This is a genomic window from Agrobacterium sp. BT-220-3, from assembly GCF_025910175.1.
GTDB classification, from domain to species: domain Bacteria; phylum Pseudomonadota; class Alphaproteobacteria; order Rhizobiales; family Rhizobiaceae; genus Agrobacterium; species Agrobacterium oryzihabitans.
The window spans coordinates 793576-819069 of sequence record NZ_JAPAIX010000002.1; the positions used below are offsets into that span (position 1 = coordinate 793576).

The following is a 25494-nucleotide window of genomic DNA, read 5'->3' on the forward strand; positions in this document are numbered from 1 at the left end:
CGGTCTGGGGCTCGCCCCTCATCCGGTCTTCAGTCGCGCCGGTTGGGCAGCGCATCTGGCGGATGAGGGGCGATACCCCGGGTCTCCTCCTCAGGAGGCCGCCTTGATGGACAGGCTTTCGAGATAGGCCGACGGATTTTCCGGGTCGAAGACCTTGCCGTCGAAGAAGGTTTCCTTGCCGCGCGAAGTGGAGGCGGGAAGATCGGCAACGCCGAGATCCTTGGCCGCCGCGCGCCAGATATCCTCACGGTTCACCTTTTCCACCAGCGCCTTCACATCCGTATCGGATGCGAATTTGCCCCAGCGGATGTTTTCCGCGATGAACCAGCTGTCATGGCTGCGGAAGGGATAGGAGGCATGGTCCTGCCAGAACTTCATCTGCAGGCCGGTATTTTCCAGCACGCGGCCGTTGCCGTAATTGATATTGCCCTTCAGGCGGCCAAGCACATCCTTCGGCGGCACGTTGAACCATTGGCGTTTGCCGAGGATGGTGGACATTTCTTCCTTGTTCGCCATCTCATCGCACCATTGCTGCGCCTCCATCACGGCCATCAGCAGCGCCTTGGTGGCGTTGGGGTTCTTTTCCACCCAGTCGGCGCGCATGCCGAGCGCCTTTTCCGGATGGCCTTTCCAGAGCTCTCCGGTGGTACAGGCGGTGAAACCGATACCCTGGTTGACGAGCTGCTCGTTCCACGGTTCGCCCACACAGAAGACGTCCATATTGCCGACCTTCATGTTGGCGACCATCTGCGGCGGCGGAACGACGATGGTCGAGACGTCCTTGTCCGGATCGATGCCGCCGGCGGCAAGCCAGTAGCGGATCCACAGATCATGCGTGCCGCCGGGGAAGGTCATCGCGGCCTTGATTTCCTTGCCCTCGGCCTTCTTTTTCTCGAAAGCCACCTTCAATTTGGAAGCATCGAGCTGAACGCCGGTTTCGGCATATTCCCTGGCGACGGAAATGCCCTGGCTGTCGAGGTTGAGGCGGGCGAGGATGGTCATCGGCACCGGCACATTGTTCTGGGTCACCTTGCCGGTGTGCATGAGATAGGGCATCGGCGTCAGGATGTGTGCGCCATCGATGCCGTTCGATGCGCCGCCGAGCACGAGATTGTCGCGCGTCGCACCCCAGGAGGCCTGTTTCAGAACCTCGACGTCAGGCATGCCATGTTTGGCGAACAGGCCCTTTTCCGCCGCAATGATGAGCGGGGCGGCATCGGTAAGCGCGATAAAGCCGATTTTTGCGCCTTTCACCTCGGGCTCAGCGGTGGCTGCGAAAGCACCTGACGGAAAGGCCGCGCGCACGGCGCTGACAAGGGCGGCGGTGGCTGTCGTCTTCAGTATCGTGCGGCGGCTGACATCGCCCGAGAATATCTTTTTCATTCGCATCTTCCCCTATTGGGTCACCTTTTCGGTGACGCTTTCGCTTGCGAAAAAACCTGAAAATAAAAAAACGCCGCTCGGTGTTTGCGCCTGCGGAACGGGAGGTGTTCCGGGCAGCAAAACCTTGCGACGTCTATGTCTTTGAAAGCGCCTATGCCGCGCCCTGCTCGCACCGATCGCCGTTGACCGGAGCAAATAGTAAGACGCAAAAGGCATGCCAGTTTATGGATTCAAGAATATACTATTGAAAAACAATGATAATTCTTGCAATTCAGGCGGTTGATCAAATTTTGATCACCGCCTTTTTTGTCTACGGTTTATGCAAAATAAAAAGTTTCGCGCTTGAAATTTGCGCAGCCTGCAAGGCCTGACGCCAATCACGTCTCTCCGGCAGGCGGTGAAAACGGCGCGGATGTTCGCACGGAAAAGCCGTTTACATATCCCGCAATGTCGGCAGGATCGAAAACGAGGCCGTCCACGAAACGGTCCCCCTCTTCCTGCCCTTCAATGCGGATATCGGCATCGCCGGGCGCATTGGTGTCTCCCAGTGCTGCCCGATAAATATCCGGCCGATAGGCGGACAGCGCGGCTTCCACGCCCGCCTGCGAGAACTCCGCCTGCCCCCAGCGGATCATCTGGCTGTAAATCCACAACGCCTGGCTCCGGCGCGGATAGTTGGCATGGCCGCCGTGGAAGATGAAATATTTGTCGATCACCCGGCGGTTGCCCTGGCTGTCGATTGAGAATTGGCCGGCGAGCACATGGCGGATGATGCTTTGCGGCGCGCCGATATAACGGGGATCGGCGAGCGCCCGGCTCAGTTCGTCGTGATTTTCCGAAAGGTCACACCAGCGCGCTGCCGCATCAAGCGCCGTCAGCAGCCGGCCGACCGTTTCCTGCTGGCTTTCGGCCCATTCGGGCCGCATGCCAATGACTTTTTCGGGCGCGGAAGGCCATAGATCCTGCTTGGCCGCAACGATCCTGCCGACACCACGCTCGGCGGCGACGATGTTCCACGGCGCGCCGACGCAGAAACCGTCGATGGCTCCTGCGGCGAGCGCATCCGACGTTAATGGCGGCGGCACGACCACCAGCTTGACGTCATGATCGGGGTGAATGCCGCCAGCAGCGAGCCAATAGCGAAATTCGTAATTGTGAGACGAAAACGGATAGGTCATGCCAAGTGTCGGCGGTGCTTCGCCCCGCGCCCGCATATCATCGAGCACCTGCTTCAACGCCTTGGCATTTTCGAGCGCTCCCGCCGTTTCAGACAGACCCGTCAACGCCTTCATTCGCGCAAAAAGCCGGGTCGAAAGCGTGATGGCATTGCCGCCGCGCCCGAGTGAAAAGGGCGTGATCGTCGGCGAGGGGTTGGAGCCGAGCCCCAGCATGGAAGCAACGGGCATTGGCGAGAGCATATGAGCGATATCGAATTGCCGGAAGGCCAGCCGGTCACGCACATTCGCCCAGGACACATCCTTGACGAGATCGAGCGTCAGGCCTTCGCGGGCGGCGAAACCGAATTCGGCCGCCGCGATCAGCACGGACGCATCGACAAGGGGAATAAAACCGGCGCGCAGGACCTTCTGCCGGTCGCTGCCCACGATTGCGGGTGCACCTGCAGCTTGTGTCATTCCACTTTTTGATCCGGCCGTTTTTTCCGGTGCCGCCATATCATGCACTCCTCGACTGTCCGACCGGCGGGTTCGTCACATCAACAGACCGGCCGCGGTGACCACGCTTTGCGCGATCTCGGATATTTTCTTTTTCTCGTTCATTGCCGTTTGCCGCAAAAGCGCAAAGGCCTGCTCTTCGGAAAGGCCGCGCATCTTCATCAGGATGCCCTTGGCGCGCTCGATGACCTTGCGTTCCTCCAGCGCCGATTTGGCGTCGGCAAGTTCCCGCTGCAGACGGCTGAAAGCGTTGAAGCGGCTGACCGCCATATCGAGAATGGGTTTGACCCGCTCTTTCTTCAGCCCGTCGACGACATAGGCGGAAACCCCCGCCTCGACAGCTGCCTCGATGGAGGCCGTGTCGGAGCGATCAACGAACATGGCGATCGGCCGGCCGACCGTACGAGTGAGCTGGAACAGATGCTCCATCATGTCGCGGTTGGGATTTTCAAGATCGATGAAGATGACGTCGGGCTGCAGCGTCTCGATGGTGCGCGCCACGCCCTGCACCTCATGGATGACCGTCACCCGTTGATATCCGGCCTCGCGCAGCCCCTCCTCGATGATCGAGGCGCGGATCGCGTTTTCGTCAATAACGAGAATGGTGAGGTCGCGAAGCGTCATGGCAGCATTGATGACGCAGCGCAGCAAACTTGGCAATCGGCAGCGGATGCAAAAATGAGGCGGAGCAACAATGGAGGCTGTTGCCCTCCCCGCCAGAGATGTCAGGAAGCGTGTTCTACCGCGCGTTCAAGCGCCTTCAAAACCGTGCGCTCGGAAAGATTGAGATAGATTTCCATCTCGTCGCTCGCCTCAACCGCCTTGCCCTCTTCCATCAGAGACAGGATCTTGCTGTTCATATCGACGAAGGGAGAATGGAGCTGTTCGGGATCTTTCAGCAGGCCGAAACAAAGCCGGAGTTCGGCGGCGATGCGCTCGTAAAAATCGCTGAGACGGGCGCTGTCGAGAAGATCGACCACGGCGGCGTGGAACTTCATGTTGGCGCTGCCCACACCCAGCCAGTCCGCCTCTTCACGCTTGACCTTTGCATCCTCGACCGCCGCGCGCATTACCCGAATCGCCGAATGCTTGTGCCATGCCTGGCGCAGAGCACCGCATTCCACCATACGTCGCACGCGGTAAATATCGATTACGGAGGACATGGTGGGAACGGCGACAAAAACGCCGCGATTGGCCTCATGACGCAACAGGCCATCCTTCGTCAGAAGACGGAAGGCTTCGCGCAGGGAATTGCGGGAGACATCGAAACGTTCGCTGAAGGCTGCTTCCGAAAGGCGTTGCCCCGGCATCAGCTCACCGGAGATCAGCAGGGTGCGTATACCCTTCGCCAATCGATCCGCAAGCGGAAGACCTTCTATCGTTTCCGTCATGGCGCTTCTTTCCTTAAGGCAATGCAGCATCGGGAATTCCGTGACAGGCAAGTTCGGACACGGCATGATTGCCCATAGCACAAAGCTTTAGCAAAGCACGAAAAAAACATGATTAAATCCTGCCCACGACGTCCAACAAATAGACAAAATGAAAGAACGATAACTTTATATTGTTGAACAAAGTTGACAATTTCGCAGAACACGACAAGATCGGGGGCATAAAGCATCCGCGAGGGGCGGATTGTGACAGGAGCGGAGAAAATCCATGGAGCAAAAAAAGCTCACCCCGACTGCCGATATGAAAATGTCAAAACGCGCATCCCTGGTGGGAGCGATCTTCCTGATGGCGACATCCGCCATCGGTCCCGGCTTCATCACCCAGACGGCGACATTCACCACCCAGCTTGGCGCAGCCTTCGCCTTCGGCATTCTTGCCTCCATCGTCATCGACTTCGTCGTCCAGCTTAACATCTGGCGTATCGTGACGCTGACGCGCATGCGTGCATCCGATATTGCGAATGCCGCCATTCCCGGCGCCGGCTATCTGCTCGCCATTCTCGTCATCATCGGCGGGCTGTTCTTCAATATCGGTAATATCGGCGGCACCGGCCTTGGCCTGAACGCCATTTTCGGGCTCGATCCGAAAATCGGCGGCGCCATCAGCGCGATATTTTCCATCGCCATCTTCGTTTCCAAGCGCGCAGGTCTCGCTGTCGATCGGTTCATCATTTTCGCCGGCATTCTGATGATTGTGCTGACGCTGTATGTGGCCTTCGTCTCCGCTCCGCCGGTGGGCGATGCCTTCCGCCAGACCTTCCTGCCCGACACGATCAATTTCGCAACCATCACCACCATCGTCGGCGGCACCGTTGGCGGTTACATCACCTATTCCGGCGCACACCGCCTGCTGGATCGGGGAATGGTCGGCATTGAAAATCTGCCGGCCGTCAACCGCGCCGCTCTGACCGGCATCGCCGTCACGGGCATCATGCGTTACGTGCTGTTTCTCGCGATTCTCGGCGTTGTCGCCAGCGGCGTCATCATCGATACGTCGGGCCAGGCCGCAAACCCCGCCGCGCAGGCCTTCCGTTCGGCTGCCGGCGATCTCGGCTTCCGCCTCTTCGGCATCATCTTCTGGGCAGCGGCCATCACCAGCGTCATCGGCGCAGCCTATACCTCCGTTTCATTCCTGCCCGTCTTCAAGCAGGATATGAGCGAGCGTGCCCGCAATATGGCGACGGTCATTTTCATCGCAGTCTCGCTCGTCTGCTACCTGCTGATCACCACGCCGCCCGCCGCCATGCTGGTCTTCGTCGGCGGCCTCAACGGCCTCATCCTGCCGATCGGCCTCAGCATCTTCCTGTTTGCGGCGTGGAAACGCGAAGACCTGATGGGTGGCTACCGCTATCCGCGCGTCCTGCTGTTGCTCGGCGTTCTGACTTGCGCATTGACCTGGTACATGGGCTACAAGTCCGCTGGCACCATCTTCGGCCTGCTCGGCCTGTAATAAACTAGTGTTTTTACGCATTTTCCGGACGCAAAACCGCTACGCACTTTTGCTGGAAATGCTCTAAAGGGAGGCAAACATGGCCGCTATCGATCTCAACAGCGATCTTGGCGAAAGTTACGGTGCGTGGAGCATGGGAGACGATGAGGCGATGCTCGCCATCGTTTCCAGCGCCAACATCGCCTGCGGATTTCATGCCGGCGACCCGGCCGGCATCTACCGCACCGTCAAGGCCGCCGCCGAAAAAGGCGTGGTCGTCGGCGCCCATGTCTCCTATCCGGACCGCGTCGGCTTTGGCCGCCGCGATCTGGACGTCACCTCCGAAGAGCTGATCGCCGATGTCATCTACCAGATCGGCGCGCTGAAAGGCGTTGCCGCCGCTGCGGGAACCACGGTGCGCTACGTCAAGCCGCACGGCGCGCTTTACAACCGCATCGCCAACGACGCAAAACAGGGGCAGGCGGTCATCGACGGCATCAAGGCCGTTGATCCCTCGCTGGTACTGATGGGTCTTGCCAATGCGCCCATCCTGGATCTTGCCCGCAAGGCAGGCCTTGCCGTCGTTGCCGAAGCCTTCGCGGATCGCGCCTATACGCCGCAAGGCCAGCTCGTCTCACGCAGGGAAGCCGGCGCCGTTCTTCACGACGCCGCCAAAATCGCTGACAGGATGGTGCGGCTTGCCCGCGAAGGAACGCTGGAAGCGATCGACGGCAGCATCGTAAAAATCGAGGCGCAATCCATCTGCGTGCATGGCGACAGCCCCGGTGCAGTCGCCATTGCCCAGGAAATCCGCCGTCGTTTCGAAGCCGAAGGTATCGATATCCGCTCTTTTGCCTCCATTCTCTAAAGGAGCGGCCAGTGACCATACCGACATCCTTTCTCAATCACACCGACGCGGAAGCCGCGCGAAAGGCCCGCGCCACCTATCGCGGCGGCCTCGTCGCGCCCACCTCCGGCGTCGCGCCCGGCTTCACGCAGGCCAACATGATCGTGCTGCCGCGCGACTGGGCCTTCGATTTCCTGCTTTATGCGCAGCGCAATCCCAAACCCTGCCCGGTACTCGATGTTTCCGATCCCGGCTCGCCCACCACGCTTCTGGCTCCCGGTGCCGATCTCAGGACCGACCTGCCGCTCTACCGCATCTGGCGAGACGGCAAGCTTGCCGAGGAAACGCCGGATGCAACCGCGGCCTGGGCGGAGCGCGACGATCTCGTCGCCTTTCTGATCGGCTGCAGCTTCACCTTCGAAACGCCGATGGTCGAAGCGGGTATCGAAATCCGCCACATGACCGACAAGAGTAATGTTCCGATGTATCTGACTAACCGGCCATGCCGTCCGGCGGGTCGGTTGAAAGGCAATATGGTCGTTTCCATGCGGCCGATCCCGGCTTCGCGGGTCGCCGATGCCGCGACCATTTCGGGGCGTTTTCCGGCCGTTCACGGGTCGCCCGTGCACGTCGGCGCGCCGGAAGAGATCGGCATCACCGATCTTGCGAAACCCGACTTCGGTGACGCGGTACGGATCGAGCCCGGCGAGGTTCCGGTGTTCTGGGCCTGCGGCGTCACTCCACAGGCCGCCGTCATGGCGTCCGGTGTGCCTTTTGCGATCACCCATGCGCCCGGACACATGTTCATCACCGACATTCCCGATTCAGCCTATCACGCGTGAGGATATGATGCGTTTTCTCCCCGTCAGCCTCACAACCATTCTCGTTGAACTTGCCGATCTTGACGAAACGCTGGCGCTTTTCGCCTCGCTTCAGAACGATCCGGTCGAGGGCATCGAAGAGACGGTTCCGGCTGCCCGCACCCTGATGATCCGATTCCGCCCCGAGAAGATCGGCGCGCAAGCACTGGTCGCACGGCTTTCCAGCCGCGATCTTTCGGCAAAAATCGCGCCTTCGGACAATCTCGTGGAAATCCCCGTCCACTATAATGGCGAAGATCTCACCGACGTTGCCGAACTGACCGGCATGAGCGTCGATGAGGTCATCCGTCGCCACACCGAAAGTGAATTCACCGTGGCCTTTTGCGGTTTCGCGCCCGGCTTCGGTTATCTGGTCGGCGGCGATCCGGCCCTTCACGTGCCGCGCCGGCAAAGCCCGCGCACCCGCATTCCGGCGGGTTCGGTGGCGCTCGCCGGCGCCTTCAGCGGCGTCTATCCGCAAAACAGCCCGGGCGGCTGGCAGATCATCGGCACCACGCCGGTGAAGATGTGGGATATCGACCGCGATCCCGGCGCGCTTTTCCAGCCGGGTTATCGGGTGCGCTTCTTCGATATGGCCAAGTCCGGCAGGACAGTCGATATTTCTGCCTCGGCACCGCGAACCTCCCAGCCGGATGCAGCAAGGGAAGGCCCGCATTTCGAGGTGCTCGCAGCACCCATGCCAGCAATATTTCAGGATCTCGGCCGCTTCGGCCAGACCGGACAGGGCGTATCGGCCTCCGGCGCGCTGGATCGCGGCGCTTTTAACGCCGCAAACCGCATTGTCGGCAATCCGGTCAACACGCCGTGTCTCGAACTCACGCTTGGCGGTTTTTCCTTCAAGAGCACAAGCCGCGCGGTCATTGGCATTGCCGGTGCACCCTGCCCCGTCACCATCAAGACGGCGGATGGCAGTTTCACAGTGCAGACCCATGTTCCCGTCTCCCTGGAACCCGGCGATGTCGTCACCTTTGGTCAGCCGCAAAAGGGCATGCGCTGTTATCTTTCCGTCCGCGGCGGGTTCGATGTCGAACCCGTGCTCGGCAGCTTCGCGACGGACACGCTCGCCATCGTCGGGCCAGAAAGCGTGGCCGCGGGCACGATACTGCCGCTGAAAGGCGAAAAGACGGGCCTCTCCAGCGTGTCGATCGACGAGGTTCCGGCCTTCGAAGCGCCGGCAACCGGCGAGGTCGTCACGTTGGACGTCGTTCTCGGACCGCGAACGGACTGGTTCACGCAGAAGGGTATCGAGACCCTGACGGGCCAGCTCTGGCAGGTCACCCCGCAATCGAACCGCGTCGGCATCCGCCTTGCCGGCGAAGTGCCGGTGGAACGTAAGGACAGCGCCGAATTGCCGAGCGAGGGCACCGCAACAGGGGCGATCCAGATTCCCCATAGCGGCCAGCCCGTCCTCTTCCTTGCCGACCATCCACTGACCGGCGGTTATCCCGTCATCGGCGCGGTTGCCGAATATCATCTCGATCTTGCCGGGCAAATCCCCGTCAATGCCAAAATCAAATTCCGCCCGATCGGCCCCTTCGCCGAAATCGCGGCCAAAAACAAATAATTCCGAGGAGAAGAGCGATGAAAAAAGTGCTGATTGCCAATCGTGGCGAGATCGCGGTGCGGATCATCCGCGCATGCCGCGATTACGGCCTGCAATCGGTCGCCGTTTATGCCGACCCCGATCAGGATGCTCTTTTCGTACGGCTGGCGGATGAGGCCTTTGCGCTGGAGGGCGTGCGCCCCGCCGAGACCTATCTCGATATCGCCAAGCTGATCGCGATTGCCAAACGCGCCGGTGCGGATGCCGTGCATCCCGGTTACGGTTTTTTGTCCGAACGCGCCGAATTTGCGCGAGCCGTTATCGATGCCGGCCTTAGCTGGATCGGCCCAGACCCCCATGTCATCGAAGCATTGGGCGACAAGGTCGAAGCGCGGCGTATCGCCACCGGTGTTGGCGCGCCGCTGGTCGCCGGCAGTGACGGCCCGGTCTCTACCGCTGCCGAAGTCACCGCCTTTGCCGAAAAACACGGCCTGCCCGTCGCCATCAAGGCGGCGCATGGTGGCGGTGGACGTGGCCTGAAGGTTGCGTGGAAGATGGAAGAGATCGCCGATCTCTACGAATCCGCCGTTCGCGAGGCGACAGCCGCTTTCGGCCGTGGCGAGTGTTTTCTCGAACGGTTCCTCGACCGGCCCCGCCACATCGAGGCGCAGGTTCTGGCGGACAAGCATGGCAATGTGCTCGTGCTAGGCACCCGCGACTGCTCGCTGCAGCGCCGTAACCAGAAGCTGATCGAGGAGGCTCCGGCCCCGTTCCTGTCTGCCGAACAGCGGCAGAAAATTCACGATGCCGCAAAGGCTATCTGTGCTGCGGCAGGTTATTCCGGTGCCGGCACCGTCGAATTCCTGCTCGGTGTCGATGGCACGATTTCCTTCCTGGAGGTTAATACGCGCCTGCAGGTGGAACATCCCGTCACCGAAGAAACCACCGGCATCGATCTCGTTGTCGAGCAGTTCCGCATCGCCGAAGGCCACAAGCTGCGGGTTCTTGAAACGCCGGAACCGCGCGGCCACTCGATGGAATTCCGCATCAATGCCGAAGATCCCGGCCGGGGTTTCCTGCCCACACCCGGCTCGATCTCGGTCTTCGACGCGCCCTCCGGTCCGGGTATTCGCATGGATAGCGGCGTCGTCAGCGGCTCCAGCGTGCCGGGCGTGTTCGACTCGCTGATGGCGAAGCTCATCGTCACGGGTACCGACCGCGATCAGGTCCTGCGCCGCGCCCGCCGCGCGCTTAAGGAATTCCGTATCGAAGGCATCGCCACCGTCCTGCCGTTCCATCGCGCCGCAATCGAGACGGATGACTTCATCGGCACTGACGGATTCAAGGTTCACACCCGCTGGATCGAGACCGATTTCGCCGCCATGCCGGATGCGATGGAGCGCCCGGCACCGGTCGAGGACCCTTCCATCACAAGGACCTTTCTGGAAATCGACGGCAAGCGCGTCTCAGTCGGTCTGCCGAGCCTGCTGCTATCCGGTCTTGGCGCCGCCAGCGGCGGCAACGCTTCTGCGCCCGGCGCTGCGGTCAAAGAGAAGGAAGGCGAAATCACCGCCCCGGTTTCCGGCACCCTGCAATCCTTCAAGATAAAGGATGGTGAAACCGTTTCCGAAGGCGATCTGCTGGCGGTCATGGAAGCCATGAAGATGGAGACGCAAATCGTCGCCACCAGGGCCGGCAAGGTGCGCCTGATCGTCAAGGAAGGCGATTATCTGCAGGCTGGCGCAGCACTTCTGGAAATCACCGGCTAACGCGAAGACAGCCGAACCGCCAACCACTCAGGGAAGGCGGCACCCACAATGGATGCTCGGTCGGCACCGGCGGCGGAACCCTTTCGCCGCCGGTCCGTTTATGGCGCGACCTGCTAACCATCGTGAGGGAAATATGGCCGGACGCACCTTGCTTCAATTCTTCCATTGGTATTATCCGGACGGAGGGAAATTATGGAGCGAGGTGGGCGAAAAAGCCGAAAGCCTTGCGAAAATGGGAATCACCGACGTTTGGCTGCCGCCCGCCTACAAGGGCGCCGCCGGCGGTTATTCGGTGGGTTACGACACCTACGATCTCTTTGACCTCGGCGAGTTCGACCAGAAGGGCACCGTCGCCACAAAATATGGCGATCGCGGCGCCCTCGAACATGCGGGCCGGACGCTGAAGGAAAACGGCATTCGCGTCATTCATGACGTCGTTCTCAATCACAAGATGGGTGCCGACGAAAAGGAAAAGGTGCGGGTCCGCCGCGTCAATCCCGAGGACCGCACCGAGATAGACGATCAGGATTTCCAGGCACTTGCCTATACCAAGTTCACCTTTCCGGGCCGAAACGGCAAATATTCCAAATTCATCTGGGATCTAAAGTGCTTCAGTGGTGTCGACCACATCGAGGAACCGACGGAGGACGGCATTTTTCGCCTCGTCAACGAATATGGAGATGGCGAATGGAACGAGGAAGTCGATCAGGAAAACGGCAATTTCGACTATCTGATGGGTGCTGACGTCGAATTCAGAAACAGGGCGGTCTATGAGGAACTCAAATATTGGGGCCGTTGGCTCGCCGAGCAGGTTCAGGTCGACGGGTTCCGTCTGGATGCAGCCAAACACATCCCGGCCTGGTTCTTCCGCGACTGGGTCGGCCATATGCGCGACACGGTCGATCCCGATCTCTTCGTCGTCGCGGAATATTGGCACCCCGACATAGAGGCGCTGAAAAGCTATCTCGAACTCGTCGACAAGCAGCTGATGCTTTTCGATGTCGCCCTTCATCACCGTTTCCACGACGCCTCCAAACAGGGCGGCGATTTCGACATGCGGACCATCTTCGAAGGGTCGCTGCTTTCGGCGGTTCCCGACCATGCCGTCACGCTGGTCGACAATCACGACACCCAGCCGCTGCAATCGCTGGAAGCGCCGGTTGAGCCGTGGTTCAAGCCCTTGGCCTATGCGATCATCCTGCTGCGCGAAGAGGGTGTTCCCTGCGTCTTCTATCCCGATCTGTTCGGCACGAGCTACACCGACACCGGCAATGACGGCAACGAACATGAGATCGACATGCCGGCGATCGAATGCCTGCCGAAGCTCGTCGAGGCACGCAGCCGCTTCGGCAACGGCGCCCAGACGGATATTCTCGACGACCCGAGCTGCATCGCCTTTATTCGCCACGGCACCGCCGATGAGCCGGGTTGCGTGGTGGTAATGTCGAATGGCGAGCCGGCGGAAAAGCAGATTGATCTGGGTCCCGAACATGCGGGAGCGGCATGGCGCGACTTTCTCGGCCACCGGGACGAGCGGATTACCCTTGATGAGAGCGGCAAGGGCGTGTTCCCCACCAATGGCGGCAGCGTCAGCGTCTGGGTTCCTGCAGGTCCCGAGTGAAACACAACCGCTTCAACCAACGACACCGTTCATTCGGCGGATACGAGACGGCGCGGGCCAGCGCCGTCATCGGCCAGAACATCGTTCGGATTGCGCAAGGGACAGTCATCCAGCGAAAGGCAGCCGCAACCGATGCAGCCGGTAAGCTGGTCGCGCAGCATAATCAGGCTGTTGATGCGAAGCTGTAGCATTTCCCGCCAGGACTGCGAAAACCTGCGCCAGTCAGCGGCCGTCGCCACCCGATCCTGCGGCAAATCCGCCATCGCATCCCTGATGATCCCAAGCTGGATACCGGCCCGCTGGGCGATGCGGATAATCGCGATGCGCCGCAGCACGGCACGATGATAACGGCGCTGGTTGCCGCTGGTGCGCCAGCCTTCTATCAATCCTTTCGCCTCATAAAAATGGACGGTGGAAACGGCAACGCCGCTGCGACGCGCAACCTCGCCAACCGTCAGGCTGTGTTTAAGTATGGTATTTTCCATGCCGGCTCCGGTTTTCTGAACAATCTCCGCTCTTGAAAAACGCGGAAATACATTAAAGAGCAGCCGGTATAATTCCTTAACCATAGTTGAGGTCAATAGACCAGATGGCCAAAAAAAAGAGGCGCCCGATGAGCGCCTCTGAAATCTTGGATATGGCCGGTATCAGAATTTTGCTTATCAGAATTTCGCTGTCATGCTGATCCAGAAACGGCGGCCTTCCATGACCGTGTTGAAATCATCGGTGCCGACATCCTTGTCGAAGACATTGTAAACGGCAGCATTGAGATCGACATTTTCGGCGACAGCATATTTCGCGCCAATATCAAGCGTGGTGTAGGCCTCATATTTGCGCCCGGCCTTGCCGTTGATCGTCACCGGCGTACCATTCGTGCCGATGCGCGGGCCGGCATTGATTTCCGATCCGTGATAATTCACCGAGGCCCAGGCTTCCAGCCCGTCTATCGGCGTTACCCAGTCACCCCGCAGATTGGCCATGTGCTCGGGCGTGCGCGCCAGCGGGAAACCTTCGTAGTCGCCAGTCTTCTGTTCGGAATGCGTGTAGGTATAGTTGCCGCGCAGCGTCAGCTCCGGCGTCGCATACCAGGTTGCCGTCAGTTCCACACCCTGAATGACCGCATCATCGATATTGTAGTTATACCAGAGGCGATAATTGCGATCCTCGCTCCAGCGGGCCGGCGTTCCATCCGGATTGAGCACCAGCGCGTTGGAGATCTTGTCCTTGAAATCGGTGTAGAAATAGGTGGCGCCAAGAGCGACATCGCCATTATCCCAGAGCGCGGCCACTTCGTAGCTCGTGCTCTTTTCCGCTTCCAGACCGGGATCGCCGATGATCACGCCGCAGGTGCCGCTCGGTCCGTAGGTGCAACCGCCACCGCCCGTCGTATAGGCATAACCCGGCGCAATCTGGCGGATTTCAGGCGCGCGGAAACCGGTGGAAATACCACCCTTGATCGTCAGCTCTTCCGTCGCGCTCCACACACCGTAAAGGCGCGGGCTGAAATGATTGCCATATTTCTCATGGTTATCGAGACGAAGACCGCCCGTCAGCGCGAAATTATCGACGATGCGCCATTCATCCTCGACAAAGAGCGCCCATTGCGTCGCCGAGAAGGTTTCATCAACACTGGTGCGCCGTCCCGGGTTCTGGTCCGTCAGCCGCGCCTCGAAATATTGACCGCCCGTGACCAGCGTGTGGTTGCCAAACAATTCGAAGGGCGTGGTGAACTTGCCATCAAGAACGGTGTTGCGAACCTCCGGCGAGCGCGGATTTTCCGTGACGCGTCCCGTGCGGGTATTTCTGGTGAAATTGGTGCGCTCGGCCCATTCCTGCTGGAAGGAGAATTCGGATGTGGTCGGTCCCCAGCGGCCGGTATGCGACAATGACCAATGGTCGCGCGTATTGGTATTGTAGGTGCCGTTGGCGTCGGTCGCCGCCAGTGTCTCGCCCGGCTCGGCGCTGCGACGCAGCCGCGTCTTGCCGCCTTCGAGATAAATGTCGTGGTCTTCATTCGGCGTAAAGGTCAGACGGCCGTTGAAATCATATTCCTTGGCGCCGGTGGTGCCGCTCAGAATACGGTCTTCGCCGCGGTTGAAGCCCCTGCCCCAGATCTGAAGGCCCAGCTGGTCCTTCAGGATCGGCCCGTTGGCATACCAGGACACCTGGCCGCTATTGCCGAATTTGGAATGCTGCTGAACCGTGCCCTCGGTGGTGACGGAACCGGACCAGACATCGCCGACCTTGCGGGTGATGATGTTGATGACGCCGCCCATGGCGTCGGAACCGTAAAGAGACGACATCGGGCCGCGCACAACCTCGATACGCTCGATGGCCGAAACTGGCGGCACGAAGCTCTGCTCGAAGCCGGAATTACCATTCGTGCGGGCATCGCGGGTGCTCTGCCGTTTGCCGTCAACAAGCACCAGCGTGTAGGCGCCGGGCAATCCGCGAATGAAAATGTCCTTCTCATTGGCAATGCCGGTGACGGATACACCCTGAACTTCGCGCAAGGCGTCGGTCAGATCGCGATAGGATCCCTTTTCAAGATCCTCCCGCGTCACAACCGTGATGCTGGCGGGAGCGTCTTTCACATTCTGCTCGAAGCCCGATGCGGTGACCACGATCTGCTGCAGGACGGTGGTTCCCTCGGACGCCTGCTGTGCGAAAGCGGGCAATGCGGCGCTGAGCGCCGTTCCTGCCAGTGCCGCCGAAAGGCCAGCCTTTATTATCGTCGCGGCCATATCCCGGCCGCGGTACTTCAATTCCATGTTACGCCCCCGCATTTAACTTGAGAATTTAACCCCACTTATTTAGGAGGGAGTGCAGGCGCAACGCGTTTGTTTTCGAACAGTTCTAAATTCCAGAAATTGCAAAAAGGGCTCCGCCATTCGGCAGCGGGGTAAAAAAACAGCAAGATGACAACCGGCAAGAGAAAAGAAGAACCAGCTTCCCCGGCAAAGCCCGACAGGCTTGGACAGCTGAAACTCCTTGTCGCGTTCGATGCGTTGTTGCGTGAAGGAAGTGTCAGCCGCGCAGCGGCAGGCATGGGACTACCGACATCATCGATGAGCCGGATATTACAGCAGCTGCGCGAGAAATACGGCGACCAGCTGTTCTTACGCACCGGCCAGGGTCTGCGGCCCACCCCCTTTGCCGAGACCATGCGGCTGCGCATTCGGTCGCTGGCGGCGGAGGCGGAAAACCTGATCGATTATTCACAGGAAAAAGCGGCAGCCCCCGCCGCCGCCAATGTTAGCGGCTGGGAACGGCCGGTGCTGATGAAGGCGCCGCCTCTTTCGCTGCGCCCCAGCGTTCTCCTCGAAGGTCAGCCGACACCGGAAAATATAGCGGACCGCCTTGCCCGCATCGGCCACAATGCCGATCCGCAGCACAGGCTCGCCAAATATATCGCGACCTCGGCGATGGGCATCGGCAACAGCCGCCCGCTCAGCCAGCAAGAGGCGATGGACGCGCTCTCGATCATTCTCGAAGGCGATGCAGATCCCATACAGATCGGCGCGCTGCTTGCGACCATGCATTATCGCGGTGTGACCGCGGCAGAGCTTGCCGGTTTTATCGAAGCCATGTGGGGCCATATAAAAATAGACCAGCAAGCGCCCGCATCGGTCGATCTCGACTGGCCCGCCTATATGTCGCCCAAACATCGCGATGCGCCCTGGTTCCTGCATTCCGCACGTCTTGTTTCCATGGCGGGATATAGCGTGCTGTTGCACGGCCATGTGGGCCAGGGAGAAAATGGCGGCAAGCTCGAACTCGCCGCTGAAGCCTGCGGGATACCGCTCTGCCACTCGATTTCTGAGGCGGCCAAGGCCACGGCTTCGCAAGGGATAGCCTATCTGCCGATCGGTGGACTGTCGTTACAGTTTCAGAGCCTGCTTGGCCTGCACGGCATTCTGGAAATGCGCCTGCCGCTCAATACGGTCGTGCATCTTCTCAATCCGCTTCGCGCCAGAAGCACCATCATCGGCGTCGCCCGCCCCTCCTATCAGGAGCTTCATCGCGATACGGCGCGGCTGCTTTCCGTCGAGAGCTTGGCCATTCTCGGCAATACACGGGATTTCGCGCAGTTTACACCCTTTCGCAGCACCCGCATCTTCGGTCTTTCCAAGGGCGAGGATGTTGAGTTCGTCATTCCCGCCCGCGAAACTCCACCGGCCGAAATGCCGACCATGTTCACCACCTTCGAATATTGGCGCGCCGTTTGGACGGGGGCGGCGAGAGACGAAAGAGCGGAAACCATCATCGTCTCCACCGCAGCCATCGCCCTGATGCTGGTCAATGATATGATGCTGCCTTTCGAAGAGGCCTATGCCCGCAGCCTGCGGCTATGGCACGACAGGGTACGCAATTTCGCCACTGCCTAGGCGTTGGCGACTGATTTTTTCAGCGCCAGATATTCCCAGAGGGCAACGAGCAGCAAAATGCCGGTGCTTGCCAGCTGTAGCACAAAAAGCGACACGCCCGGCACCGGCAAAAGCAGGCAAAGTGCTGCTACGCCAGCAAAATGCGAGATGGGCCGCTGATAGGTGGCGGCAATCTTGACGCCGATATTACCGGCCAGAAACAGGATCGGACCGCCAAGAATGGCGATGGACTCCCTCATCGTCGTCCCTTCATGGGCATGAGACAGGCTGAAATCCTCTCCCACTGCCGTCAGGATAATGCCGGCCACGATGGGCAGATGCCCGTAGTTGAAAAGATTCTGGGCAATCTTCGCTTTCTCGTCCGCATGTTCGGCCTTTCTGGAAGCCTCTTCCTGTCCGTGATGGAAATAGATCCACCACATTGTCACGGTGCTGACGAAGGCAGAACAAAAGACGATAAATGTCAGGCCGGAGTTCATATATTCCGTGGCCGTGCGGCCCGTGGTGAGGATCGTTTCCCCGAGACAGATGATGACGAAAAGCGCACAGCGCTCCGCAAGGTGCTCGCCGGAGAGATGCAGCTTGTCCGCATCGCTTGCTTTTAATCCCGGCACGACATAACGGCAGGCGGGTCCGGCATATTCGATCGCCAGCGCGATACCCCACAGCAGGATGCGATCCGTCAGATCGGCGAGCCCGCCAGCGAGCCAGAACAGGCTCGATATGACGAGCCAGATCGTCACCCGCACAAAAACCAGAAAAGACTGCCGGTCTTCTCCCTTGAAAGCATAAAGCGCAAACAGGCTTCGGCCCACCTGCATGGCGCTATAGATCAGCGCGAACACGAAACCCTGTTCCGCAAATGCCTCCGGCAGCGCGATTGCCAAAAGCACCCCGCCGAACATCAGAACGAAGAGCAGAAGCCGGACCGGCTCCTTTTCCGTATTCAGCAGGTTGGTGATCCATGTGGTGTGTATCCACAGCCACCAAAGCGACAATATCAGAATGCCCGCCTCAAGTGCGGCCGTCGGTCCAAAGTCCTTGGCAAGCGCGTGGGAAAGCTGGATGAGCGCGAAAACAAAGACCAGATCGAAGAACAGTTCAGGAAAGGTCGCCTTTTCGGCTTCCTGCCCTTCCCGTTTGATCCAGCTTTGCGCATCCGGTTTCGGCCCGGACGTTTCGCTCTCGGTTCCCATTCTGCCCCTGTTCGTCAAATAGGCGTTATTGCGATTGCTTCATCGCTGCGACAGACGGTCTTCTTCAGCCGAAGTATCAATGGTTGAGGCTCGGCCCGGAAACTGCAGCGCCCGCGCATTGTCGGGATAAAAACGCGGGCCCACCAGACGCACTTTCTTGCCGGAGACATCGGTAATGTAGTCGGATGCGGTCTCTAAAGGCGAGACTGCGGCGCTCCGGGTCTCTACGGCTTCCAGGGTGCTGACTTCCAGAGGCTGAGCGAATATCGGATGGCTCTGCGCGGAGATGAGAATTGCCGCGAGAAGGAGGGGCTTGGGAAACATCGGAATATCCTGACACAATTGACTGCGCCATAAACAGCCCCCGTCCGGTTTGGTTCCCGCCGTCTTTTAGCTATCCTCGTCCAGATAGGTGCGATATTGCACATAGTCCGCGCTTGTCTGCCCATCGACGATTTCCGGCGGCCGACCCTTACCTCCGGTTAAATAACCCGCGTCTTCAAGTCCCGCCTTCAAAAGCTTTTCAACGGCCATGTGCCGGGGCAAGGCAATGTCCGCCATGTAAAGAGCGACGGCCAGCTCCATATCGTCCGAGAAAACCATAACGCCAGTGATCCGTTGAAGTGATGAAATAGAACGTGGCATCTCAGCGAAGGTTCAATTTCATGAGTTCGAAGCCTGACGTTTTCTCTGTGTTCCGGATTCCCGCCCGCCAGTCGGACTGGCTGTTTCTCGCCCCCGCCCTGTCGCCAACACCGTTTGGGTGCTCTTCAACGACGGTCCTGCGGTGGTGACTTATGCATGAAAACCGCTTTTCCCGTCTCTATCAGGGTCAGTTCGGTTAAAAAATATCCGGACTCAAGCGATTGAAACCAATAGCGGAAAAACGCAAACGAAAGCTAATCGTCACTTAGTTTTCATTACCTTGCATTAACCATAGATTGCCATTTGGGAGTGATATTCGTTTAGACATCACCAGCCTCACACCGAATCTTTCGAATCTTGCAGGAACGGCCTCAATGTAACTTCAGACGGGGTTCTCCGCAAGCTGAGGCGGGGTTCTGCGCCTACTCGCCCCGTCAGCCCTCTCCATCTCGTCCTGCCGCCCGCGCAGCTGTGCCAGAAGCATGGCCTGAAGATCGAAACCACCCTCATGTGCCTTGCGTGTCAGATTGCGCAGATATCCGCCGAGTGAGCTTATCTGATCCGCCTTTTGAAGCAGGCATGCAAGGATGGCCGCAGTTCCCTGTCGCCCGAAGGTAGCCATGGCGTCCTGATAAGCCGACTGGCTGACATTGAACATGGTTTTGATCACGGATGTTGCCACTTCGAGATCACGCCAGCCGGTGACGGTTCCTCCAGGGGCATAGAGGGAAATATCCGGGCAAGCCTTCAAAACCAAAACAATATCAGGAACAAAAAATTGCTTATGAACTACAGGTTTGGGCGGATGTGCTGAGGGTTTTGCGCTGATGGCTGCGGCATAGGCTGGCTGGATGCCAACCGTGCTTGTGGGTGGAACGCTAGCCGGTTCACGAAAATCCTGCGGTTTAGATATGGATTCGGATTCTGAATTCTTTATGAGGCGCTCATTTTGGCAGTCATTGCCGCCCATTTTTTCAGATTTTTCAATATTTTCCAGATAGTTGGTCACTTCAGCGCGCAGAGAGACCAGAAAACCGGCGATTTCCTTGAGTTCGGCAGGCTTTGAATTGCGTCCAAGGGAACGGGCGATCGCATTATAGCGCGTCTGAAACCCTTCGAAGGTCTCGACCTTACCGCTTGCAGCAATCATTTCGCAAAGCTTCTGGATATCGCGACGGCAAAGGCTGATGTTTTCACGAAGGCGCTGAAGATCGAGCCGCTCACGAACGATACGGTCGGCCAGCTCCTCGATTTCTGATTTGCGGGAAAGAAGCGGTGCCAGTGAAAAACCATAGGCCTCGCTGATCTCTCCGCCCCTGTGTTTGCGGGCATAGCGTTTTCCATTCGGGCTATCCTTGCGGATGATGAGGCCGGCTTCGACAAGGGCCGAGAGATGCCGGCGCAAAGTCTGTTCCGCCATGCCATGGGCACGCAGCGATAATTGCGTATTGGAAGGGAAAACCACCAGTCCGGCTTCGCTGGACAGTTCGTTTTTCGGATAAAAACTCAAAAGCGCGTTCAAGACCGCGAGAGAACGATCGGTCACACCGAGCAGTGGTCTTGCTTCACAGACCGAACGATAGAGTTTCCATTTATCGACCGTCTCAGTCTTTTTGTTCTTTTGCGCGGCAAACTGGGTTGCGAGAACGCCAAACGACATCGCTCGCCGCCCAAATGGCGTCGTTACACATGTGCTGTCCATGTCTTTCACCTTTCACAAGGCAAAAGAAAATCGCTCACCGAAAAATTCGATGCCAAAGACTCTTGACTATGATTCGCGGAAATGAGATTCTTTGGTTGCTTAGATCAAAGAAAGGCTTCCGTGCGGCAACGTTCGGGGGCTTTTTTCTTTTGTGATGCGTCTCCTGTTAGTCGTTAAGATTAGAAATCACTGCTTGGACCGGTATTCGGCAAACAGCGCCTGAAGATGTTCCAGAACGAAATCGGCAAATTCCGGCGCTTCGTTCTTGTCGATGGATATGTCCAGCTTTCGGTCGCTCTCGACAACCTTTGCCAGTCGTCCACCTGTTTCCGATGACCAGACACCGGTCTTTTTCGCCTGTGCCTTGGGTTTCAGAAAATCGAGAAGCGACTTGAAACGTTCTTCCGAAAGAAGTGAGGCAACGGACGGTTCCCTTACATAGGCGCGCGCCGCTTCCTTGACCTGCGATGACGAGAGCTGATCGGCCAGATCCATCCAGTTGCGGCGACCGACGCTTGGCGCCGGGCCAATGAGATCAACCAGATCCTCCGGAATGCGGCCGACAACAGAGAGCATGTTGGAAAGGTCGCCCTTATGCAGCGACATTGCGGCCATGATCGTGTCCCTTGGAAACCGCATCTGCAGTTTCTGGGCAAAGCGGGCCTTTTCGATATAGGTGAGGTCGCGGCGCTCGTTGTTTTCCTGCCCCTGGGCAACAACCAGCTGTTCATCGCTGAGATCGCGCACGACTGCTTTGACGGGAATACCGAGGCTCGTCACGGCACGCAGGCGGCGATGACCGAAGGCGACCTGATAACGACCCGGGAAATCGGGATGCGGGCGCACCAGAATGGGGACCTGCTGGCCCTGCTCGCGAATGGCTTCCACAAGACCGGCATCCGCCTCTTCCGAGGCCGGCATGCGATCGGGAATGAAAGAGGGATCGATATCCGCCGGATTGAGAGAAACGATCGTCAGGCCCTCTGCGAGCTGCTTTTCGATCGCTTCAGCACGCTTGGCGCGTTCCGATACTTCGTTCAGTGACTGGCCGATCATGCCGACAGGCGAATTGACGACATCCGTTACAAGTTCCGGAGAGCCGAGAATTGGCCGGATGCGTGGTCGCGACCGCTCTGGAGTGGCGTCATTGCTGTCGGTACCCGGCGTGCCGAGATTGGCGAATATCTGTTTCCTGCTCATGCTGCCCTACCCCACGCTTTTTTAATCAGTCCCTCGATCTCACCATTGACGTTGTTCATGGCTTCCAGCGCGCGATCATAGGTCGAGCGGGTGAACTGGGTTCTTTCCACTTCAAAAAGCGTCTGGTTGGTCAATCCGGCATCCGAGACGGCCGTGCTCTTGAGCATCGGGTGAATGAGGACGTTTTCACCGAAGATCGAGCGCAGGAAAGCCACCATCTGGTTTTGCGGTCCATCACTCGGTTCGAAACGGGTGATGAGATAACGCATCCAATTATAGTCGGAACGTGCGCCAGCCCGGCCGATTTCAGCGAGAAGATCACCCGTCATGGCAAGGAACTGGTTCATGGACATCACATCCAGCATTTGCGGGTGAACGGTGACGAGAACCGATGTCGCAGCAGTCAGTGCAGAAAGCGTCAGGTAACCGAGTTGTGGCGGGCAATCGATGACCACCACGTCATAGAAGTTCTGGGCCTGGGCGATAGCCTGGCCGATGCGGGCGAAAAACAACGTATCGCCCGGTGCGCGGCGCATCAAAGCGCGCGGCGTGTCGTGTTCGAACTCCATAAGCTCCAGATTGCCGGGAACGATATGAAGATTGGGAATATAGGTGCCGCGAACGATCTCAGCCATCGGCCGGCGTTCATCATCGTAGCGGATTGCGCCATAGAGCGTTTCGTTCGGGCCGACATCGATCTCCGGCTGGTGGCCGAAGAGCGCAGACAGACTTGCCTGCGGGTCGAGATCGATGGCGAGCACGCGGTAACCGCGAAGCGCCAGATATTGCGCCAGATGCGCCGAGGTCGTCGTCTTGCCCGAACCACCTTTGAAGTTCATGACGGCGATGACTTGCAATTCTTCACCGTCACGACGATGGGGCAGGTAACGACGAGTGCCGCGTGCGCCCTGATCGAGAAAGCGCCTGATCTCGTCCATGTCCTCGACAGAATAGGAACGGCGACCGGAGGCCTGCGCCGCATCCAGCTCGGGACGCTCGGCGGCGATCTGGCGAAGATAGGCTTCGCCGATACCAATCAGCCGAGCGGTTTCAGCAGGCGAAAAATGACGCATGCTCTTTTCGGTATGGGGTGAAAATGTATTTGCGTTATGCGCCTGCAATTGGGCTGACAATGCAGCCGAATGCTGTTGTATAAGGCTCGTGAGGTCGGGTGCCCCTGCAGCAAGTCTTGAGTCGGCACTCTGTGTCATCTGTCTTCTTTCGCTCGATATTGCAGTAGCGGTTTTTTCCGAAAAAGGCGGTTTTTTCCGCAACTGAGATATAAGCGCCGATTCTCTTTTTGGCGCAATAGGCTTTTTTCCCAGATGCGAAAGTGCCGCTAAGGCATTGTGGAAGAATCAGATTTGCGTTTTGTGACGGTTTGACGGTTAGCCGCAGCTAACCTCGCTTTTGTTCGGGCGACGAGGGGGCTTTCTTTCATTGTTTTACGTTGGCGATGGAGAACAGTTGGAAAGTTTGCCGCGGCTAACTTTGACAACCTGACCGCACGGTCACCGTCATGGAGAAGGAAGTGAAGGGTAGACATTCGGAGGTGTTTAATCTCTACTCAACGACTAGGGTATCCACGCGCTCGGCACCGTCCGACCGTGTTCATACCGTCGCAGGTTGGAGGAAAGAATGTCCTATGATGTCGCTATCGTCGGGTCGGGGTTTTCGGCCATCTGTACCGCCGCTCATCTTCTGTCCCTGCTGCCCCCCGAAGCCTCGGTAGCCATTGTCGGGGACGAGTCGGATTTCGGGCGCGGTACTGCCTATCGAACGGAACTGCCTTATCATCGCCTGAATGTGCCTGCGGGGCGGATGAGCGTCTTCCCGGACCGACCTGATGATTTTCTTGACTGGTTACGCGAGAACGGGATCGGACGGGATCCCCTGTTGTTCGCCTCGCGCGGAGACTACGGTCTCTATCTGAGAGACAGACTTGCCTCCTTGCTCCGAAGCCGGGACCAGCGGGCGAGGGTGGATTTCATCCGTGCAAAGGCTTCCGCCTGCCGGCCGGATCGCGATGGTGCATTTTCCTTTAGTCTGGAGAATGGCGAGGCGTTGCGCGCGCATAATGTTGTTTTATGTCTGGGGGTGGGGGCGGCCGGTTTGCCGGTGCAAACCGTCGCGAAAGAAGAAGAGAAACCACAGCGCGTCATCAGTCATTGCTGGCAACCCGGATGGTTGTCGAAAGTGAAGGCGGGAGATCGCATCTGTATTCTCGGTTCCGGTCTCACGATGATCGATCAGGTCCTTACCTTACGAGGAAAAGGCCATCGCGGTCCGATCCACGTTCTGTCCCGGCGGGGGCTGGTGCCGCATCCCCATATCAGTCCGCCACTGAATGCAGCCGACCTGCAATTGGCCGATGGGTCGACGGAGATCAGCCGACTGTTGCAGTTGCTACGCAAACAGGTGAGGGACGGCGCGCCTTGGCGTACGGTGATGGACGGCTTGCGTCCGAAAACGCAGGCCCTGTGGCAACGCCTGACGCCTGCGCAACGCAGTCGCTTTCTTCGCCACGCGTTGCCCTGGTGGAATATACATCGGCACCGCATCGCGCCTGAAGTCCATAAGGCGTTTGAGAAGCTCCTTTCTGACGGCGTTCTTGAGATTCATGCCGGTTATCTACGCTCGCTTTATGAGCAGGAAGACGGAATCACGGTTTCTTATCGCCGCAGGCATACGCAGGACGTCAGGGAGTTTCAGGTCGACTGGGTCGTCAATTGCACGGGTATGGAGCGAGCAGGGATCGGCCACTCACGTCTTCTCGAAACGATGCATGGTGATGGCATCCTCCTGCTCGATCGCCTTGGTCTGGGAGTAGAGGTTGACGCGCAATCCCGCTTGCATCGAGCGGACGGAGAAGTCTGGCCGGGCCTTTTTGCCGCCGGCGCGCTGACGGCAGGCCGTTTCTGGGAGATAACTGCCGTTCCGGATATTCGTGTCCAGTCACAGAACATTGCCCAAGCTGTGACGGAAAGAGTGACGTCGAATGGGCGGATATCGGCGCACGGCTGACGGAGTAAGAAAGCAGTTGGAAACGGGTTGGTTTGTAAGACATTTCGACGACGATGGCAGCTCCTGATAGTATTGGATTCTGAAGTTAGCCGCGGCAAACTTCGCCTTCTTATTGTAACGAATCTATCCCTATCGGTTTGTGGCAGCCTGTGATGCGGACGCCTATCGGCGGCCGGAATAAGATGCGCGTTCTTTGCGTCAAAAACGTTGAATTTGCGGATTTGCTAAATAATTTACATCGCTTATGGAATATCGCTGCCAAACCGGCTATAAAACGATAAAAATACGAGATTGATGAAAATTATTTGCGAGGCGATCATGGAAAAACACAGGCTGGTGCGGTTCGAGACGGCTGATAGTCAGGCTGGCGGTCAGCGCCGACCCTTCGCCAAAGCCGTCCGGGCCGGAGATTTTGTCTATGTGTCCGGTCAGGTGCCGACTGTTGACGGTGAGGTGGTGACCGGCGGCATCGTGGCCCAGACCGAGCAGGTTGTGGCCAACATCAAGGATGTCCTGGCGCTTGCCGATTGCACGCTCGCTGACGTTGTTAAGGTCAGTGTCTGGCTGGATGATGCCCGTGATTTTTCGAGCTTCAATGCCGTTTTCCAGAAATATTTCATTGATCATCCGCCGGCACGATCGACCGTGCAGTCGCCGCTGATGGTGGATGCCAAGGTGGAAATGGATGTTATCGCCTACAAGCCGCTGGCTTGATGCCTGATTTTGCTGATTTTGAGAGCATATG

General features: G+C 58.5%; 21 protein-coding genes. 9 read left to right on the forward strand and 12 right to left on the reverse strand.

Annotation, left to right across the window (positions count from 1 at the left end; all coding sequences use genetic code 11):
- Positions 1–90: 90 nt before the first annotated feature.
- From OK142_RS10210 to OK142_RS10225, 4 genes are all read right to left on the reverse strand, one after another.
- Positions 91–1383, reverse strand: a complete 1293-nt coding sequence (locus tag OK142_RS10210) for a CmpA/NrtA family ABC transporter substrate-binding protein (protein WP_498682510.1) — start codon at positions 1381–1383, stop codon at positions 91–93.
- Positions 1384–1760: 377 nt separating this feature from the next.
- On the reverse strand, positions 1761–3056 hold the full coding sequence (locus tag OK142_RS10215; RefSeq protein ID WP_498682511.1) for a CmpA/NrtA family ABC transporter substrate-binding protein: 1296 nt from the start codon (positions 3054–3056) through the stop codon (positions 1761–1763).
- A gap of 36 nt (positions 3057–3092) precedes the next feature.
- A complete protein-coding gene (locus OK142_RS10220; protein WP_035243269.1) occupies positions 3093–3680 on the reverse strand; it encodes an ANTAR domain-containing response regulator in 588 nt (195 codons plus the stop codon).
- Between the two features lie 101 nt (positions 3681–3781).
- Complete coding sequence (locus OK142_RS10225; RefSeq protein WP_035242942.1) at positions 3782–4447, reverse strand: GntR family transcriptional regulator; 666 nt, start codon at positions 4445–4447, stop codon at positions 3782–3784.
- Between the two features lie 265 nt (positions 4448–4712).
- On the opposite strand from OK142_RS10225, the gene OK142_RS10230 reads away from it, so the two are divergent.
- From OK142_RS10230 to amyA, 6 genes are all read left to right on the forward strand, one after another.
- Positions 4713–5954 carry an NRAMP family divalent metal transporter gene (locus OK142_RS10230; RefSeq protein WP_003497976.1) on the forward strand — a complete coding sequence of 414 codons (1242 nt, stop codon included), beginning with the start codon at positions 4713–4715 and terminating at the stop codon, positions 5952–5954.
- A gap of 79 nt (positions 5955–6033) precedes the next feature.
- Positions 6034–6801 carry a LamB/YcsF family protein gene (locus tag OK142_RS10235; RefSeq protein WP_003497977.1) on the forward strand — a complete coding sequence of 256 codons (768 nt, stop codon included), beginning with the start codon at positions 6034–6036 and terminating at the stop codon, positions 6799–6801.
- Positions 6802–6812: 11 nt separating this feature from the next.
- Entirely contained in the window at positions 6813–7622 is an 810-nt protein-coding gene (locus OK142_RS10240; protein ID WP_216333347.1) for a putative hydro-lyase, read from the forward strand.
- A 7-nt stretch (positions 7623–7629) separates the two neighbouring features.
- On the forward strand, positions 7630–9225 hold the full coding sequence (locus tag OK142_RS10245) for a 5-oxoprolinase subunit B/C family protein (RefSeq protein ID WP_498682568.1): 1596 nt from the start codon (positions 7630–7632) through the stop codon (positions 9223–9225).
- A 17-nt stretch (positions 9226–9242) separates the two neighbouring features.
- Positions 9243–10973: an acetyl/propionyl/methylcrotonyl-CoA carboxylase subunit alpha gene (locus OK142_RS10250; RefSeq protein WP_498682515.1), complete on the forward strand. Its 1731-nt coding sequence runs from the start codon at positions 9243–9245 to the stop codon at positions 10971–10973.
- Between the two features lie 133 nt (positions 10974–11106).
- Entirely contained in the window at positions 11107–12594 is a 1488-nt protein-coding gene (gene amyA, locus OK142_RS10255; RefSeq protein ID WP_498682517.1) for an alpha-amylase, read from the forward strand.
- Between the two features lie 29 nt (positions 12595–12623).
- Here the strand turns inward: amyA and soxR are convergent, their stop codons facing one another.
- Positions 12624–13079 (reverse strand): redox-sensitive transcriptional activator SoxR, encoded by a 456-nt coding sequence (soxR, locus tag OK142_RS10260; protein WP_164056825.1) that lies wholly within the window; start codon positions 13077–13079, stop codon positions 12624–12626.
- Positions 13080–13256: 177 nt separating this feature from the next.
- Positions 13257–15365 (reverse strand): TonB-dependent receptor domain-containing protein, encoded by a 2109-nt coding sequence (locus OK142_RS10265; protein ID WP_498682518.1) that lies wholly within the window; start codon positions 15363–15365, stop codon positions 13257–13259.
- A gap of 147 nt (positions 15366–15512) precedes the next feature.
- Here OK142_RS10265 and OK142_RS10270 point away from each other — a divergent pair, with 147 nt between their 5' ends.
- Positions 15513–16982 (forward strand): glycosyl transferase family protein, encoded by a 1470-nt coding sequence (locus tag OK142_RS10270; protein WP_498682519.1) that lies wholly within the window; start codon positions 15513–15515, stop codon positions 16980–16982.
- Here OK142_RS10270 and OK142_RS10275 read toward each other — a convergent pair.
- The 6 genes from OK142_RS10275 to repA all read right to left on the reverse strand — a co-directional run bounded on the left by OK142_RS10275 (position 16979) and on the right by repA (position 22936).
- Positions 16979–18178, reverse strand: a complete 1200-nt coding sequence (locus OK142_RS10275; RefSeq protein WP_498682521.1) for a low temperature requirement protein A — start codon at positions 18176–18178, stop codon at positions 16979–16981. The two genes, OK142_RS10270 and OK142_RS10275, sit on opposite strands and share 4 nt — an antisense overlap.
- Positions 18179–18217: 39 nt before the next feature.
- Entirely contained in the window at positions 18218–18502 is a 285-nt protein-coding gene (locus OK142_RS10280) for a hypothetical protein (RefSeq protein WP_498682522.1), read from the reverse strand.
- A 66-nt stretch (positions 18503–18568) separates the two neighbouring features.
- A complete protein-coding gene (locus OK142_RS10285; RefSeq protein WP_003497996.1) occupies positions 18569–18781 on the reverse strand; it encodes a hypothetical protein in 213 nt (70 codons plus the stop codon).
- 424 nt (positions 18782–19205) lie between these two features.
- Entirely contained in the window at positions 19206–20525 is a 1320-nt protein-coding gene (repC, locus tag OK142_RS10290; protein WP_498682570.1) for a plasmid replication protein RepC, read from the reverse strand.
- Between the two features lie 186 nt (positions 20526–20711).
- Entirely contained in the window at positions 20712–21725 is a 1014-nt protein-coding gene (repB, locus tag OK142_RS10295) for a plasmid partitioning protein RepB (RefSeq protein WP_082185217.1), read from the reverse strand.
- Positions 21722–22936: a plasmid partitioning protein RepA gene (gene repA, locus OK142_RS10300; RefSeq protein ID WP_080600398.1), complete on the reverse strand. Its 1215-nt coding sequence runs from the start codon at positions 22934–22936 to the stop codon at positions 21722–21724. Before repA ends, repB begins: the two co-directional genes overlap by 4 nt.
- A gap of 427 nt (positions 22937–23363) precedes the next feature.
- Here repA and OK142_RS10305 point away from each other — a divergent pair, with 427 nt between their 5' ends.
- A complete protein-coding gene (locus tag OK142_RS10305; protein ID WP_498682525.1) occupies positions 23364–24749 on the forward strand; it encodes an FAD/NAD(P)-binding protein in 1386 nt (461 codons plus the stop codon).
- A 318-nt stretch (positions 24750–25067) separates the two neighbouring features.
- Entirely contained in the window at positions 25068–25463 is a 396-nt protein-coding gene (locus OK142_RS10310) for a RidA family protein (protein ID WP_498682527.1), read from the forward strand.
- The last annotated feature ends 31 nt before the right edge of the window (positions 25464–25494 follow it).